The organism is Methylobacterium sp. XJLW (assembly GCF_003254375.1).
Lineage (GTDB): Bacteria > Pseudomonadota > Alphaproteobacteria > Rhizobiales > Beijerinckiaceae > Methylobacterium > Methylobacterium fujisawaense.
Genome location: NZ_CP016429.1, coordinates 5,014,377 through 5,030,192, shown reverse-complemented (window position 1 = coordinate 5,030,192; position 15,816 = coordinate 5,014,377). Strand labels below are relative to the sequence as shown.

Sequence of the window (15,816 nt, the reverse complement as noted above, 5' to 3'; positions counted from 1 at the left end):
TAACGCCCGAACCGCCCGGGCGTGCCTTCGCGTGGGACGGCGGGGATTGTCAGGTCCGCGCCGTCCGCCTCTCAGCAGATTCGCATGACAGGACCGCGAGGGACCTGCCGACATGGTCTTCGTGGCAGGGACGGACCCGCGCACGCTCCCTCCCGCCGCTGCGGGGAAGGGTGGTCCCCGAAGTCCCGTGACGGGGGCGCGACGGTGCCGGAGAAGGCGGCGGCCTTCATGCCGGCTCCGCCCTTTTCGGAAGCCGGGTTCCCCGCTCCCGACCCGGCCTGACGGCCGGCCCACCCTCCCCCGCGGAGGGGGGGAGGACGATCCGCGGATCCGGCCGCTCCCCTCACGGCTCCCGCCGCAGGACCGCGTAGGGCAGATCCCGCAGGAGTTCGCCGAGGTCGGCCCCCTCCCCCGCCACGATCCGCCCCGAGGCGAGGTCGCGCCAGCGCGTCCCCGCCCCGAGATCGACCCGGGTCCCATTAAAGGCCTCACCCGGCCAGACCGCCTCCCCGACGAAGCCCGCCACCAGCCGCGGTACCGCCACGAACAGGTCGCCGCCCTCCTGGCCGGGATCGGTCCGACGGTAGGCGATCACGTGCCCGGCCCGCGCGCCGGTGGCCGGGACGGGTTCGTAGGCGGCGCTCGCGTAGAAGTCCGGTCGCTCAGCCCGCTCGGCCAGAAGCGCCGCGAGGGTCGCCTGCTTGACCCGCCCGTCCGGCCAGTGCGCCAGCAGCTCCGCGGGCACGCCGCCCTGGTCCAGCATCCGCCCCAGGGCCGGGTAGTCCACCGGGCGGCGGTTGTCGGGATCGACGAAGGAGAAGTCCCAGATCTCCGTGCCCTGGTAGGTGTCGGGCAGGCCCGGCAGGGTGCATTTCAGGACCGTCCGGCCGAGGCTCGCCAGCATGCCGAGATGGGCGAGCCGCCGGGCGAAGGGCCGGAGCTGCGCCAGGAAGTCCGAGCCCGGGGCGATCAGCGCGGTGAACAGCTTCTTGACCGCGCCCTCGTAGACCGCGTCGACATTGACCCAGCTCGACCGGCGCTTGCCCTCGCGCATGGCCTTCTCGCCGTAGGCGATCAGCCGGTCGCGGAAATCCTCGATCGCCCCGGCCTCGTCCCGCTCCAGCAGCTCCAGCGGCCAGGCGCCCAGAATGGCCTGGAAGAACATCCACTGGTCGTTGGCGTCGGGGGCCGGCTCGCCGTCGATGCGGGCGAGGTGCGGGCCGGCGGTGCGCTGCCACAGGTCCCAGGCCTTGGCCCATTCCTCCGGGATCTCCGAGAGGGCGAGCAGCCGCGTGCGGGCATCCTCGCCCCGCTTGGTGTCGTGGGTCGCCGTGGTGATCATGGCGCTCGGCCAGTCCCGGGCGCGGGCGATCTGGAGGTCGTGGAAGTGCTCCGCGTCGATCCCGTACTCGCCCGGATCGCCCCCGACCTCGTTGAGGCCGAGCAGGCACGCGTAGCGGTAGAACAGCGTGTCCTCCAGGCTCTTGGCCATGACCGGGCCGGTGAGCTGCTGGAACCGGCGGCGGAAGCGCAAGGCAACCCGCGGATCCGGCCGGCCCGCCCCGGCGGTCTCGATCCGGCCGAGCAGGACGTCGGCGGCGAAGTCGTGGACCGAGCGGTCCGGCAGGCTCGACCAGCGCTTGGCCTTGGCGACGGCGCCCTCGATCAGGCGCACGTCCTCGGGCTCGACCTCGCCCTCCTCCAGTTCCGGCGGCAGGTAGCTCCGGTAGGTCGGGAAGCGCGCGATGATCTCGATCAGCGCCCGGCGGAGCGCGTTGACGGTGAAGTCGCGGGTCCGCCGGTCGGAATCGGCCACCTCCTTGAGGTCGGTGGTCAGCACCTCCAGCTCGCTCGCGAAGCTGATCTCCAGGATCTCGGCCTTGGCGGCACGGAGCTGGAAGCCGTAGGGCTCGTCGAAGCCCGTGGCCCAGGTGTAGAGGCGCTCGACCTTGCCGCGCTTCCCCTTGTCGACCAGGATCCCGTCGAGCTGGTTGAGCACGTCGTAGCCCGTGGTCCCGGCCACCGGCCAGGGCCGCAGCCGCTCCCCGGGCTCCAGGATTTTCTCCACGACCACGTAGAAGCCCGGCCCGACCGCCGCCTGGAGCGCCCTTGCGTAGCCCAGCGGGTCGGCCAGCCCGTCGATATGGTCGATGCGCAAGCCGTCGATCCGGCCCTCGCGGATGTGCCGGAACACGGTTTCGTGCGAGCGGTGGAAGATGTCGGACAGCTCGACCCGCAGGCCGGCGAGCGAGTTCACGTCGAAGAAGCGGCGGTAGTTGATGTCGCTCGACGCCACCCGCCAATGGGCGAGCCGGTAGGCCTGCGCTTCCAGCAGCCGGTGCAGCGGCCCGAAACTGTCCGGGCGGCCCTTGAAGCCGTTGAGCAGGGCCAGCGTGCTGGCGGTGGCCTCCTGGATCAGCGGCGAGACGCCGTGGATCTCGGCGAGCCGGCGCTTCAGCCCCTCGGCCTCCTCGGGGAAGCCTTTGCGGCGGGTCTCGTCGGTGTCGATCGCCATGGCCCGCAGGCGCTCGGAGATGGCGAGCAGCTCCGCGGTGGTGTCGTCGTCCACCGCCCCGATGGCGGCGATCACCCGGTTGAGGATGGTCGGGTAGCTCAGCGGCCGGATCGGCAGCTGGTGCTCGTAGTGCCAGACGCTGAAGGCGCCCTTCTCGGGATCGAATTTGAGCACCAGGGTGCCCTGCTCCAGGGCCTCGCCGTAGCGCTCGCCCAGGAACGGGATTACGAGGTTGCGCCCGGCCCCGAGCCGCTGCCAGTCGATGTCGAAGGCGTCGGCGAAGGGCGAGAGCGAGCCCCATTCGAGCACCGAGAGCCACCACGGGTTGTCGGACCCGCCGACGCCCATGTGGTTCGGGACGATGTCGAGGAGCAGCTTGATCCCGTGGGCGTGGAGCGTCTCGGAGAGCTGGACGAAGCCCGCCTCGCCGCCGAGTTCCGGGTTGATCGCCCCGTGGTCGACGATGTCGTAGCCGTGGGTCGAGCCGGGCCGTGCCGTCTGGAGCGGCGAGGCGTAGACGTGGCTGATCCCGAGCCGGTGCAGGTAGGGGACGATCCGGCCGGCATCCGCGAAGGTGAAGTCCTTGTGGAACTGCAGCCGGTAGGTCGAGCGCGGCGGCGGCGCGGCGAGCCGCGCGGCCCCCGAGCGCGGTCCCCGTGCCTCCGCCGACAGGGCGGCGGCCAGCTTGGCCAGCGGCCCGCCGGGGGCGGCGATGTCCGCGAGGTCCCGGTCGAGCTTGCGCCGCCAGTTCGGGTAGCCCTCGGTGGAGCCCGGCACGTTGGCCTGGGCGAGTTCGGAGACCACGTCCTCGTACTGCACGGCGGTCAGCATCGAGGGCGCCCGGGCGAGGTAGCGGGCGGCGGCCTCGAAGGGCGCGGCATCCGGGGGCTCGGCCGAGGGGAGCAGCTGCTCGCCGGCCAGCGCCTCGGCGAGGCGGCGGCGCTCGACGACGCGCTCGGCCCGCTCGCCCTCGGCCCGCTCCTGGTCGTAGAGGCCGAGCGACTGGCGGGTGTCGGTGTCGACCCCGCGCCACCAGCCCACGAAGGTCGGCAGGTCGTGGGTGGTGATGGCGGTGAGCGCGTCGCGCGGATAGGCCGACGGCGCCTTGAACCGTCCGTCGCCTTCCCGCTCGAAGGCGAGGATCCGGTAGCTCAGCACCCCGGCCCGCATCAGCGCGTCCGAGAAGCCCTCCGGGGCGGTGCCGAGATCCTCCGCGATGACGAGGCACTTGTTGCGGTGGCTCTCCAGCCGCAGCACCGCCAGCATCGGCTCGAACGGCATGGCCACGTAGGCCCCGGCCTGGGCGCCCGCGCCCAGCGGGATCAGGAACAGGCGGGCGAGCTGGAAGGCGTGGTCGATCCGGATCGCGCCGGCATGGCGCATGTTGGCCTGGACCAGGGTCCGGAAGGCGGCGAGCCCGTCGCGCTCCATCTCCAGCGGGTCGAAGGCCGGCAGGCCCCAGTTCTGGCCCTTGGGCGCCAGCAGATCCGGCGGCGCGCCGATCGACACCTTGTCGGCGAAGCGCTCGGGATGGGACCAGATCTCGGAGCCGCCCCGGTCGGCGCCGACCGCGAGGTCGCGGTAGAGCCCGACCCGCATGCCGGCGCCCAGCGCCGCCGCGGAGGCCTCTTCGAGCTGCCGGTCGGCGAGGTATTGCAGCCAGGCGTGATAGCCGACCGCCTCGGCATGCTCCGCCGCGAAGGCCCGCACCGCCTCCGTGCCGGCCCGGCGGTACGCGTCCGGCCAGTCGCCCAGCCAATGCGCGCCCTGCCCCCGGAAATGCTCCGACAGGGCCTCGAACAGGGCGTGGGATTCGAGATCCTCGCCGCCCGCCTGCCGGAAGCGCGCGAAATCCGCGTCCGTGCCGGCCCGGGCGGGGGAGTCCTCCCAGAGGGCCCGGAGCACCGGGTCGAGCACGTCGTGCACGCCCTGGTGGTCGACCAGCGCCGCCTCGCGGAGCGCCGTGATCGCGTCCGCGCGCGCATCGAGCAGCGCCTCGGCCCGGGAGCCGGCGAGCCCCGGCAGGCTGCGCGGGGCGATGAACAGCGTCTCCAGGAACAGGCGCGAGGAGGGCGAGTAGGGGGAGATCTTGGTCCGGTCGGAACCGAACAGGGCGTGGACCGGGCTGAGCCCTAAGAACGCCGCCCCGCGCAGGGCCGCCTCGCGGGCGGCCTCGCCGGCATCCGCGTAGGTGCCGATGCCGATATTGGTCGCCGAGCGCAGGCCGTAGAGCTGGGCGGCGAGCCCCCAATCGGAGGCCCCCTCATCCGTGTAGGGGCGCGGGCGCCAGCAGCGCTGCGGCGCGGCGATCACCCAGGCCTCGGTGCGGCTCTGGCCGGCCTGCACGATGAGGCGGTGATAGCCCGGGGTCAGCGGCGGCAGCTCGAAGCCGGGATCGGACCCTTGCGGGTTGGCCCGTCCCTCCCGGGCGGTGCCGCGCTCGTCGACGAGGCGCCAGACCAGGGTGTGGGGCGCCCCGTCCTGCAGCCGGACCGGAACGCGGGCGGCCCGGCGGGCCTCCACCGGCAGGAGCGGCGGGATCAGGCCGCGGCGCAGGCGCTCGACCTCGGCGAGGCTCCCGGCGATCGACGCCTCGTCCTGGACCGCGAAGCCCAGGGCCGCCAGCAGGCCGCGGCGCACCGCCAGCGGCGTCTCGACGGGCTTGCCGAAGGCGTCGGTGTAGCCGGCGGCGACGCCGACGAGGTCGGCGAGTTTTTCGAGGGGGCTCACGCGTGGGACTCCGTCAGGAACACGCCCGTCCAGGACGGGAGATCGCGTCCGGCCCCGTCGGGGGCGTTGGTCCAGACCGGCCGGGCACCGCCCGGATCGACCGCGAAGGCCTCGGTCCCGACATTGGCGACGAAGCGCAGGGTGCCGGCGCCGAAGCGCCACGTGCAGTCGACCACGTCCGCGCGCGGCATCGTGGCGGCGGCGCCGTCATAGCCGGACTTCGCCAGCGCCACGACCACGTCGCGGCGCAGCCTCAGGAGGCGCGTCGTCTCCGCCAGCACCTCGCGGTGGGGCGAGCGCTCCCGCTCGGACCAGTCGAGCTTCGAGGCCGCGAAGGTCTCGCGCTCGGTCGGGTCGGGGATCTTGGAGGTGTCGTCCGCGAACGCCGCGAAGCTCTTGAACTCCCGGCGGCGGCCGTCGCGGACCGCCTTGTTCAGGTCCTCGTCCGGCGCGAAGTCGACGAAGAACAGGAACGGCGCCGAGGCCGACCATTCCTCGCCCATCCAGAGCATCGGGATCTGCGGCGCCAGCAGGAGCCCGGCCCGGGCGAGATCGAGTTTCTTCGGATCCGCGAGGTGGTTCAACCGCTCGCCCAGCGCCCGGTTGCCGACCTGATCGTGGTTCTGGAGGAAGGTCACGAAGGCCGAGGGCGGCAGGTGCCCGGAGGGCTCGCCGCGCGGATGGTTGTCGAGCGTGGCGAACGGCTCGCCCTGATACGCGAAACCCTCCGCGAGGCAGCGGGCGAGGTGCGCGACCGGTTTGTCGGCAAAGCTTTTATAGTAGCCGGCGTCCTCGCCCGTCAGCAGGACGTGCCAGCAATGGTGCAGGTCGTCGGCCCACTGGGCATCGTGCATCTTCGGGCGCCCGGCGGCGTCCCGCTCCAGCCAGCGGGCCTGGTTGGCCTCGTTCTCCAGCATCAGGTGGATCTGCCGGTCCGGAAAGGTCTTCCGGACCGTCTCGCCGAGCTCGGCCAGGAAATGACGGGGCGAATCGTCGAGGATCGCGTGGACGGCGTCGAAGCGCAGGCCGTCGAAGCGGTATTCCTCTAGCCAGTAGAGGGCGTTCTGGATGAAGAACTGGCGCACGGTGGCGCCGCTCTCCTTGCCGTCGAAGTTGATGCCCGCGCCCCAGGGGGTCTGGTGGCGCTCGGTGAAGAAGGTCTTGGCGTAGGCGTGGAGGTAGTTCCCGGCCGGACCGAAGTGATTGTAGACCGCGTCGAGATAGACCATCAGCCCGAGCCCGTGGGCGGCGTCGATCAGGCGCTTGAGGTCGTCCGGGCGGCCATAGGCGCCGTCGGGGGCGTAGGGCTGGACGCCGTCGTAGCCCCAGTTGCGCGCGCCCTTGAAGTCGGCGAGCGGCAGCAGCTCGATGGCGGTGACGCCGAGCGCCTTGAGGTCGGGCAGCCGGGCCTGCAGGCCGGCATAGGTGCCCTCCGGCGTCGCGGTGCCGACATGGCACTCGTAGATCACCGCCTCCTCGAAGGGCCGCCCGGTCCAGTCCGCGTCGGACCACGCGAAGGCCCGCGGGTCGATCACCTCGCTGAGGCCCGAGACGTCGTCCGGCTGGAAGCGGGAGGCGGGATCGGGCACCACGAGGTCGCCGTCGATGCGGAAGCCGTAGCGGGCGCCGGGCTTCACCCCGGGCAGGGCGGTGCGGCGCCAGCCGCCGCCGGATTCCGGCAGCGGGTGATCGGCGCCGTCGACGACGAGCGCGACGCTCTTGGCGGTGGGTGCCCAGAGGGCGAAGCGGACGCCGCCCTCGACCATCTCGGCCCCGAAATCCATGCTGTGGGCGCGCCGCATCGGGCCACCGTCCTCGTCATTGGCCGCGCGCACCGGGATGCAAGCGCGGCAGGATCATCTGTCGTGGGAGAAGGCCCCGGGCCCGATCCGGTTCCCGCAGCGCAGCTATGGCGGAGCGGCCGGGTGGCAATGGGTCGACGACTGGGTCGACGAACGGGTTGACGCGCGGGGGCGACGGGCGCGCGGAAACTAAGCCGCAGTTCCGTCCGTGCGGGGCGGCCCTATCTTGAGCCGCCGGCATTCGCGTCGGTCTGGGAGCGGACACTGGGTCGGGCGCACATCATCGGCATCCACGGGCTCGCCAACAAGCCGCCCCGGGATGAGAAGGCCGCCTGGTGGCGCGCCGCGATCCGCGAGGGGCTCGACCGCAATCGCGGGCTCCGGGTGGCGGAGGCCGACCTGCCCTTCACCTTCGTCTACTGGGCGGACCTGCGCTACCCGCAGCCGCTCGCGGGCGACCGCAACCGCGAGCCCTACCGCCCCGATCACGGCCTCGGGCCGTTCCCCTCCCCGGCGGGGGAGCCCGACCGCGCCGAGCCGACCCTCACCGACCGGATCTATCGCGGCCTGTCGCACCTGCAGGAGGCCGCCGGGCTGACGCCGGTGGACGACCTGATCCTGGAATACCGTCTCGACGATCTCTGGGGCTACCACAAGGACGCGGCCTTCCGGGCGGCGGCGCGGGCGCGCCTGCGCGACGTCCTGGCGGCGGCCGCGGCGGATACCGTGCTGATCGCCGCGCACTCGATGGGCGGTCTGATCGCCTACGACGTTCTGCGCGCCGCCGAGGCGGAGGGGACGCCGATGCCCCGCTGCGCCCTGGTCACCCTCGGCGCGCCCCTCGGCCTCGCCGAGCTGAAGCTGAAGCTCGCCGACGCGCACGGCGACCTCCGGGTGCCGGCGGCGCTCACCGCCTGGACCAACCTGATGGACCGCCAGGACATCGCCACGGTGGGCGACGACCTCGCGGCCCTCTACGCGCCGAATGCCGCCGGCGTGCGGGTGCGGGACGTGCCGGTGATCAACGCCTACCGGAGGCCGGACGGCGCCGAGAACCGGCACAAATCCTACGGCTACCTGCGGACCCCGGAATTCTCCCGGGTGGTCGCCGCGTTCCTGGAGGCTGCGGACTGAGCGGCGCCGACCTCGGGGATCGGCTCAGAGCCGGCCCGGCACCGCCTCCCGCAGGACGCGCTCGGTGGCGGCGTCCTCGATCTTGTTGATCAGCCGTTTCGCCTCGTGCTCGTCGCGCAGGGTCTTGGCCAGGGTGAAGGTCGTGCCCGTGAGGAACAGCGACGCCATGGCGAGGTAGCCCTTGATCCAGATATCCGCGGGCAGGAAGAAGATGCCGATCGTCAGCATGGCGGCGGCGGCGGCGAAGCTGACCAGCGTGAAGGTCTTCCAGGCGCCGGTATGGGGCATCTGCGGTGTCATGGTGCGGTCTCCTGAGGAAGGATCGGACGGGGGTTCGTGCGGCGCCGGTCAGGCCCCGGCCCTGAGGCGGTCCAGCACCGCCCGCGGGTCCGTGCGGGGGCGGCCGTAGCCCGCCGCCTCGAGATCGGCCTCGATCCCGCCCGCGGTCCCGGCCTCGAGATCGGCCTCGAGCTCGGTCAGCGCGGCGGCGACGTCCGCCTCGGCCGCCTGCCGCTCGCGCAGGCGCGCCAGCGTCCGCTCGGCCTCCCCGAGGGCTCCCGCCGACAGGGTCGTGACCCGGCGGCCCTCGAGGCCGGCCCGCCGCAGCGCCTCGGTGGTGCGGGCGGTCTGGAGCCCGCGGTCGAGATCCCGCAGCCGCTCGCCGCCCTGGGCGACGAGGCGCTTCAGCCGCTCGACCTCGGCGGCGAAGCGTTCGGCGGCGGCCCGGCGGTCGGCCCGCTCGTCCTCCAGCGCGGCGATGTGGATCGCCGCCCCGGTCCCGAGATCCTCGCGGCCGTCGGCCAGCGCCCGCCGCGCCCCGTCCGACAGGGTGTCGATGCGGGTCCCGATGGCGTCGAGGGCGCGCATCTCGGCGGCGTGGTAGGCCAGGGCGACGGCCAGTTCCCGCCGGGCGGCCGCCAGGGCTCCGGCGGCCTCCCGGATCTGCTGGCGCAGGATCGTCACGGCATGGGCGTCGTGGATCGCCTGGGCGTTGTCGGCGATCACGCCGCGCATCAGGAAGGAGAGGGTCCTCATCACGGTTCACCTCGCGAAGAACGACGGGCCGGATCGCATCCGTAATTTATTGAACGTCGTTCATGAAACAGGTAAAACACGCGGCGCGCCGCGTCGCAAGGGATAAAATGAACGAGGTTCATAAAAAAGTGCGCGGACGGCCGCGGAAGGAGCCGGGCGACCGCGCGGCGGATCGCCGGGCCCTGATCGAAGCCGCGGTGGCGATCTTGAACGCGGGCGGCGCGGCGGCGCTGACCGCCCGCGGCGTCGCGGAGCGGGCCGGCACGGCGGTGGGCTCCGTCTACACGCAGTTCGACAGCCTGGAAGTGCTGCGGCTGGAGGCCAACGCCGTCACCATGCGGCGGCTCCGGGACGCCCTCACGGAGGCGCTGGCGGCCTGTCCGTCGCGGGGGACGGAGGCGCGGCTCCTGTGCCTGGCCGATGCGTATCTCGCCTTCGCGGCGGGGCACCATGCCGCCTGGGCGGCGATCTTCGAGCGCCGCACCGTGGCGGCGCCGGATTCGGTGCAGGCCGACATCGCGGCCCTGTTCGGGATCCTGGAGGGGGTGCTGCGCGACGGCGGCCGCCTCGCCGAGGCGGAGATCCCCGTGATGGCGCGGGCGCTGTGGTCCAGCGTCCACGGCATGACCTATCTCGCCGATCTCGGCAGCCTCGGGCCCCTCGGCGTGGACGACGTGCGGCCGATGATCGACGCGCTGGTGCGGGCGGCGGTCCGGGGCTTCTCGGCGGGCTGAGTGCCCGCGACGGTGGCGGCCCCGGCCCCGGCGCGGGCGCTGCGTCCGGCGGTGCGGAGCCTGCCCGATCGTCGGCTGCGCCGGTCGCGCATCGGGGGACGTTGCCGCGCCGGAATCGGCGCTTCGGGGCGGCGGGGCCTTGCGCGCGCCGACCCGAACCTGTCCACTCGCGCCCAACGACACATCCGGATCGGACACGAATCCGCCGGGGTCACAGGGAGATGCGTCATGGTGGGTACGTCGCGGACGGGCGCGTTGCTGCTGGGCTGCCGCCGGCTCCTGCGGGCAGGACCGGCCCTCCTGCTGGCCGGGCTGGCGCTCGCCTCCCCCGTCCGGGCCGACGACGCCAAGGTGCGGATCAGCCGGCAGCCGGGCTTCGTCTACCTGCCCGCCGTCCTCGCCGAGCAGCACAAGCTGATCGAGAAGCACGCCAAGGCCGCCGGCCTCGGGGACGTCGCGGTGGAGTGGGTCAACCTGACGAGCGGCGCCGCCGGCAACGACGCGCTGCTCTCGGGCAATATCGACATCGTCGACAGCGGCTCCACCAACATGCTGCTGCTCAACGACCGGACGCGGGGCGACGTGAAGGGCCTGTGCGGCGTCGGCACCACGCCGATGCTGCTGCTCACCCGCAACCCGGACGTGAAGACCCTCGGCGACTTCTCCGGCAAGGACAAGATCGCCCTGCCCTCCGTGAAGGTCTCCTCGCAGGCGGTGCTGCTCCAGATCGCCGCCAAGAAGGCCTTCGGGCCCGAGAACGCCACCAAGCTCGACCCGCTCACCGTCCAGCTCGGCCATCCCGACGCGGTGGCGGCGCTGGCGAGCCCGCACAACGAGATCAACAGCCACTTCTCGCTGCCGCCGTTCCAGCAGCGCGAGCTGCAGGATCCGGCGATCCACACGGTGCTGAACTCCTTCGAACTCGTCGGCGAGCCGGTGAGCAACGCGATCCTCTACGCCCGGACCGGCTGGTACACCCGAAACCCCAAGCTCGCCGCCGCCATCGTGGCTGCGATCGACGAGGCCAATGCCGCGATCGCCCGGGACCCGCTCCAGGCCGCCAAGGATTACGTCGCGGCCACCAACGAGAAGACGCCCCCCGAGACCCTGGTCGCGATCATGAAGGAGCCGGGCACGAACTTCTCCACCACCCCCTACGGGATCATGCTCCAGGCCCGGCATTTCTACGCGATGAAGACCATCAAGGCCGAGCCCAAGGACTGGAAGGACACGTTCTTCCCGATCGTCCACAACCTGCCGGGGAAGTAGCCCCCGGCGTCGCATCGGCCCGTCAATGCGCCTCCACCGGCCCGGCGGCGCGCTGGGGCTTCTTGAGGATCGCCACCACGGCGAGGCTCGCCACGAGGCTCACCCCCACCAGCCAGAACCCGTCCGCGTAGGCCATGACGGTGGCCTCGCGGCGGACCTGTTGCGCCAGCATGCCCAGAGCCGCGCCCTTGGCGGCCAGCGGGTCGGCGATGCGGGCGTGCATCCCGGCGGCGAGCGCCGCGAGCCGGTCCTGGGTGCGGGTCGCGTTGACGGTGATCGCCTCGGCCAGCACCGAGAAGTGGAAGTGCTCACGCCGGTCGATCATGGTCGACAGCAGGGCGATGCCGATCGAGCCGCCGAGGTTGCGCATCATGTTGGACAGCGCCGAGGCGTCGGCGGTGTCGCGCGGGCCGAGGCCCACGGTGGAGAGCTGCGAGAGCGGGATCGTGAACAGCGGCTGGCCGATGGCCCGCATGAGCTGCGGCAGGATCAGCTGGTCGGCGCCGACATCGTGGGTCAGGCCGACATTGATCCAGCAGCTCGCGATGAAGAACAGCGTCCCGGTGACCACGAGCAGCCGGGCGTCGACGGCGCGCATGAGCAGGGGCATCATCGGGAACAGGACCAGCTGCGGCAGGCCCGACCACATCACCACGGTGCCGATCTGCTCGGCATTGTAGCCCTGGATCTGCGCGCAATAGACCGGGATGATGTAGATCGACCCGAACGACACCGCGCCCAGCACGGTCATCAGCACGCAGGCGCCCCCGACCGAGCGGTTGGCCAGGACCCGCAGGTTGATGAAGGGCTTGGCCGCCGTCAGCTCGCGGACGATGAAGCCGGTGATCCCGGCGACGGCCAGCCAGCTCGCCTCGACGATCACGGGCGAGCCGAACCAGTCCTTGCGCTGCCCCTCCTCCAGCACGAAGGTCAGGGCCGGCAGCCCGGTCGCCATCAGGCCGATGCCGATCCAGTCGCCCTTGAGCAACTCGCCCCAGCGGGCGGGCGCGGCCTCGAAGGCGCCGAGCTGGATCGCCGCCGCGATCGGCCCGAAGATCAGGTTCAGGTAGAAGATGTAGTGCCAGGACAGGTTGTCGGTGAGCCAGCCGCCCACCGTCGGGCCGATGGCCGGCGCGAAGGTCGCCGTCAGGCCGAACAGCGCGATGCCCACCGCCTGCTGGCTCTTCGGCAGCCGCGTGCGCACGATCACGATGGCGGTGGGGATCAGCACGCCGCCGGTGAAGCCCTGGCCCGCCCGGAACAGGATCATCTGGCTCAAGCTGGTCGAGAGCGCGCAGGCCAGCGAGAAGGCGGTGAACAGCAGGGTGTTCACCGCGAGGTAGCGGCGCAGGCCGATCACCGAGGACAGCCAGCCGGTGAGCGGGATCACGATGATCTCGGCCATCAGGTAGGCGGTGGAGATCCAGCTCCCCTCCTCGGTGGAGGCGCCGAGCGCCCCCTGGATGTCGGCGAGCGAGGCGTTGGTGATCTGGATGTCGAGGATCGCCGTGAAGGCGCCGAGGATCGCGCCGAACACGGCGAGCCAGTCCCGGGCGCTCGCCTTCGCCTCGGGCCCGGCCACGGCCGGCACGGGGCTCATCGGGGCAGGGCCTCGCTGACCAGCGCCGGGGCGGGCTTCGGCCTGCGGCGGGCGGGATCCACCGGCTCCACCGGGTCGGCGGTGTGGACCGTCGCCTCCACCGACAGGCCAGGGCGCAGGCGGCCGACGAGCGGGTCGGCGGGATCGAGGGCGACGCGCACGGGCACGCGCTGCACCACCTTGGTGAAGTTGCCGGTGGCGTTCTCCGGGGGCAGCAGCGCGAATTGCGAGCCGGTGCCCGGGGAGAAGCTCTCGATCCGGCCCTCGAATGCATGGTCGCCGAAGGCGTCGACCGTGACGGTGACGCGCTGGCCCTCGACCATGTGCCCGGTCTGGGTCTCCTTGAAGTTCGCTACGAGGTAGATGTCGCGGCCCATCGGCACGAGGGTCAGGAGCCCGGTGCCGGGGGAGACCACCTGCCCGATCCGCAGCGCCCGGTCGCCGGCCACGCCGTCGATGGGCGCCAGGATGGTGGCGTAGCTGAGGTCGAGCTTCACCCCCTCGACCTTCGCCCGCGCCCCTTCGAGGCTCGCCCGGGTGCTGGCCTCCAGGGCCTTCAGGCTGTCGATCTGCTTCTGCGCGGCGTCGAGCGCGGCGGCGGCCTTGTCGCGGGCGGCGTGGCGCTGGCGCAGGTCGGCATCCGCCTGCTGCTGGCGCTGCACCGTGCCGGAGCCGGTCTGCAGCAGGTTCTGATAGCGGGTGTATTCCTGCTGCGCGAAGGTCAGCGCGGCCTCGGCATTGGCGAGGTCGGCCCGCGACGAGGCGACCTGCGCCTGCTGCTGGATGATCGCGGCGGCGACGCCCAGGACCTGCGCCTTGTCCTTCTCGACCTCGGCCTCGGCCTGCTTGAGCTGGACCCGGTAGGACCGGTCGTCGAGGCGGGCGATGACGTCCCCGGCCTTGACCGGCTGGTTGTCGCCGACCCGCACCTCCGCGACGGTGCCGGCGATGCGCGGGGCCACCGTCACCTTGTCGGACTGGAGATAGGCGTCGTCGGTCACCTCGAGGAAGCGGCCGACGGTCCACCAGTGCCAGCCGTAGGTTCCGGCGCCGCCCAGCGCGAGAACTCCGAGGAGGGGCAGCACGATCCGCGCGCGGCGGCGACGCGGCGCCGATGCGGAGGCCGGCGCAGGGACCTGGGCCGGGGTCTGGGTCTGGGCCGGGACCTGGGCCGGGACCTGGACCGCGGCGGCGACCGGGGCGGGCGCCGGGGCACCCGCGACCGGGTCGGCACTCTTGAAGCTGTCGCTGCGACGTGCGTCCATCGGGTCTGGCCAGAATCAAAACGGTACGGTATCGTTTTGATAATGCGCGGGACGGCTTCGGGCAAGGAGAATCGCGGGTGACGGTCACGGAGATCGCGGGAGCGGAGGCGGGACAGCGGCGGGGCGGCCGGCCGACGCGCGCGGAGGCGGTCCGGCGCGAGGCGCACCTGATCGCCGTGGCGACCACCCTGTTCCTGGAGCGCGGCTTCGACGCCACCTCCATCGACGCGGTGGCCGAGGCCGCCGGGATGAGCAAGCCGACGGTCTATGCCCGCTACCGCGACAAGCGGGCCCTGTTCGAGGCGGTCCTGCGCGAGCGGATCGCCGCGTGGCTGGCGCCGCTCTCCGCCGCCGCCGAGGCCCAGGCCGCGCAGGGCGGGAGCGACGACGTCGAGACCGCCCTGCAGGATCTCAGCCGCACCCTGCTGGCCCACGGGCAATCGCCGGGGGCGGCCATGCTCAAGCGCAACCTCGTGGCCCAGGCCCTGCAGTTTCCCGAACTGGCGCGGCTGGCCCACGAGGAGGGCTGGCTGCGGGGCGTGCGCGCCGTGGCGCAGCTGCTCGACGCCTTCGCCCGGCGCGGCCGGATCGCCGTGGCGGATCCCGAGATCGCGGCCGACCTGTTCCTCAGCCTCGTCCTGGGCCGGTCGTCCCAGGCGGCCCTCTACGGCATCGCCACCGATCCGGAGACGCAGGAGCGGCGGCGGCAGGCGGCGGTGCGGCTGTTCCTCGACGGGGTGCGGCCGCGCTGAGGGGCGGCCGGTCGTCCCGGCCCCCGGTGAATCCGCAGGCGGGCTCTCCGAACCGCCGAACCCGTGATTGCGCCCCTCCCCGCCCGGGCCTATAGTGCCTCATCCCCATTCGACAGCGTGAGACGGGACATCCGGATCGGTCATCCGGAGCCCGCGGCCCGATGCCCGGCCCCCGTCCCGCCAGGCCGGAGCACGAGAGACATGTCCCAGGGTCCGCTGATGCCCAAGGCGACCGCCGTCTGGCTGGTCGAGAACACCTCGCTGGCCTTCGAGCAGATCGCCGATTTCTGCAAGCTGCACCCGCTGGAGGTGAAGGGCATCGCCGACGGCGAGGTCGCGGCCGGCATCAAGGGGCTCGACCCGGTCTCCACCGGCCAGCTCACCCGCGACGAGATCGAGAAGGCCCAGAAGGCGCCGCACTACAAGCTGAAGCCGGCCGTCTCGAAGGTGAAGCTGCCGGAGGTGAAGCGCACCACCAAGGGCCCGCGCTACACCCCCCTCTCCCGCCGCCAGGACCGGCCGAACGCCATCCTGTGGCTGCTGCGCAACCACCCGGAGCTGAAGGATTCGCAGATCATCCGGCTGGTGGGCACCACCAAGTCGACGATCCAGCAGATCCGCGAGCGCACCCACTGGAACTCGGGCTCGCTCCAGCCGATGGACCCGGTGACCCTCGGGCTCACCACCCAGATCAACCTCGACTTCGAGGTCCAGCGCGCGGCGGCCGACCGCCCGGCCGCGGTGGCGGCCGAATCCGGCGCCTCGCTGCTGCCGACGGAGGTCTCCACGGCCCGCGAGGCGGACGAGCGGGAGCACGCGGACGATCACGGCGGCCGCGAGGAGCGGCTCGATGCCGATTCGGTCTTCGCCAAGCTCAAGGGCCGGCACCACGACGAGGACGACGAGGACTAGGACCGGCCTCCGCCCTGCCCCCTGGGCCGGGCGGGCCCATGGCGGCCTGTGCAGGATCCGGCCCCCGC

Annotated in this window: 11 protein-coding genes; 5 read left to right on the top strand and 6 right to left on the bottom strand. The window is 72.5% G+C overall.

What is annotated here, in order from left to right; all coding sequences use genetic code 11:
• Positions 1-343: 343 nt before the first annotated feature.
• Both A3862_RS23285 and treZ read right to left on the bottom strand, forming a co-directional pair.
• Positions 344-5,245: a malto-oligosyltrehalose synthase gene (locus A3862_RS23285; protein WP_111474021.1), complete on the bottom strand. Its 4,902-nt coding sequence runs from the start codon at positions 5,243-5,245 to the stop codon at positions 344-346.
• Positions 5,242-7,047, bottom strand: a complete 1,806-nt coding sequence (treZ, locus tag A3862_RS23280) for a malto-oligosyltrehalose trehalohydrolase (protein WP_111474383.1) — start codon at positions 7,045-7,047, stop codon at positions 5,242-5,244. The genes A3862_RS23285 and treZ overlap by 4 nt, the downstream gene beginning before the upstream one ends.
• A 264-nt stretch (positions 7,048-7,311) precedes the next feature.
• Here treZ and A3862_RS23275 point away from each other — a divergent pair, with 264 nt between their 5' ends.
• A complete protein-coding gene (locus A3862_RS23275; protein WP_111474020.1) occupies positions 7,312-8,181 on the top strand; it encodes a hypothetical protein in 870 nt (289 codons plus the stop codon).
• Between the two features lie 24 nt (positions 8,182-8,205).
• Here A3862_RS23275 and A3862_RS23270 read toward each other — a convergent pair whose 3' ends face one another.
• A complete protein-coding gene (locus A3862_RS23270; protein ID WP_043357650.1) occupies positions 8,206-8,481 on the bottom strand; it encodes a YiaA/YiaB family inner membrane protein in 276 nt (91 codons plus the stop codon).
• Positions 8,482-8,529: 48 nt separating this feature from the next.
• Positions 8,530-9,216 (bottom strand): PspA/IM30 family protein, encoded by a 687-nt coding sequence (locus tag A3862_RS23265; protein WP_043357652.1) that lies wholly within the window; start codon positions 9,214-9,216, stop codon positions 8,530-8,532.
• Between the two features lie 107 nt (positions 9,217-9,323).
• Here A3862_RS23265 and A3862_RS23260 point away from each other — a divergent pair, with 107 nt between their 5' ends.
• Both A3862_RS23260 and A3862_RS23255 read left to right on the top strand, forming a co-directional pair.
• A complete protein-coding gene (locus A3862_RS23260) occupies positions 9,324-9,950 on the top strand; it encodes a TetR/AcrR family transcriptional regulator (protein WP_043756762.1) in 627 nt (208 codons plus the stop codon).
• Between the two features lie 228 nt (positions 9,951-10,178).
• Positions 10,179-11,219, top strand: a complete 1,041-nt coding sequence (locus A3862_RS23255) for an ABC transporter substrate-binding protein (protein WP_111474019.1) — start codon at positions 10,179-10,181, stop codon at positions 11,217-11,219.
• A 22-nt stretch (positions 11,220-11,241) separates the two neighbouring features.
• Here the strand turns inward: A3862_RS23255 and A3862_RS23250 are convergent, their stop codons facing one another.
• Both A3862_RS23250 and A3862_RS23245 read right to left on the bottom strand, forming a co-directional pair.
• A complete protein-coding gene (locus tag A3862_RS23250; RefSeq protein ID WP_043357661.1) occupies positions 11,242-12,819 on the bottom strand; it encodes a DHA2 family efflux MFS transporter permease subunit in 1,578 nt (525 codons plus the stop codon).
• A complete protein-coding gene (locus A3862_RS23245; RefSeq protein WP_043756763.1) occupies positions 12,816-14,084 on the bottom strand; it encodes an HlyD family secretion protein in 1,269 nt (422 codons plus the stop codon). Before A3862_RS23245 ends, A3862_RS23250 begins: the two co-directional genes overlap by 4 nt.
• Before the next feature lie 77 nt (positions 14,085-14,161).
• Between A3862_RS23245 and A3862_RS23240 the strand changes: the two genes are divergently transcribed.
• Together A3862_RS23240 and A3862_RS23235 are read left to right on the top strand one after the other, a co-directional pair.
• On the top strand, positions 14,162-14,836 hold the full coding sequence (locus A3862_RS23240) for a TetR/AcrR family transcriptional regulator (RefSeq protein WP_051044827.1): 675 nt from the start codon (positions 14,162-14,164) through the stop codon (positions 14,834-14,836).
• A gap of 201 nt (positions 14,837-15,037) precedes the next feature.
• A complete protein-coding gene (locus tag A3862_RS23235; protein ID WP_043352024.1) occupies positions 15,038-15,748 on the top strand; it encodes a DUF1013 domain-containing protein in 711 nt (236 codons plus the stop codon).
• Positions 15,749-15,816 lie beyond the last annotated feature (68 nt).

What these genes read in the sequence shown, in the direction of transcription:
- A3862_RS23260 (WP_043756762.1), top strand. Translation starts at nt 9,324, where the DNA reads ATGAACGAGGTTCATAAAAAAGTGCGCGGACGGCCGCGGAAGGAGCCG.
- treZ (WP_111474383.1), bottom strand. Translation starts at nt 7,047, where the DNA reads ATGCGGCGCGCCCACAGCATGGATTTCGGGGCCGAGATGGTCGAGGGC.
- A3862_RS23270 (WP_043357650.1), bottom strand. Translation starts at nt 8,481, where the DNA reads ATGACACCGCAGATGCCCCATACCGGCGCCTGGAAGACCTTCACGCTG.
- A3862_RS23245 (WP_043756763.1), bottom strand. Translation starts at nt 14,084, where the DNA reads ATGGACGCACGTCGCAGCGACAGCTTCAAGAGTGCCGACCCGGTCGCG.
- A3862_RS23235 (WP_043352024.1), top strand. Translation starts at nt 15,038, where the DNA reads ATGTCCCAGGGTCCGCTGATGCCCAAGGCGACCGCCGTCTGGCTGGTC.
- A3862_RS23265 (WP_043357652.1), bottom strand. Translation starts at nt 9,216, where the DNA reads ATGAGGACCCTCTCCTTCCTGATGCGCGGCGTGATCGCCGACAACGCC.
- A3862_RS23250 (WP_043357661.1), bottom strand. Translation starts at nt 12,819, where the DNA reads ATGAGCCCCGTGCCGGCCGTGGCCGGGCCCGAGGCGAAGGCGAGCGCC.
- A3862_RS23255 (WP_111474019.1), top strand. Translation starts at nt 10,179, where the DNA reads ATGGTGGGTACGTCGCGGACGGGCGCGTTGCTGCTGGGCTGCCGCCGG.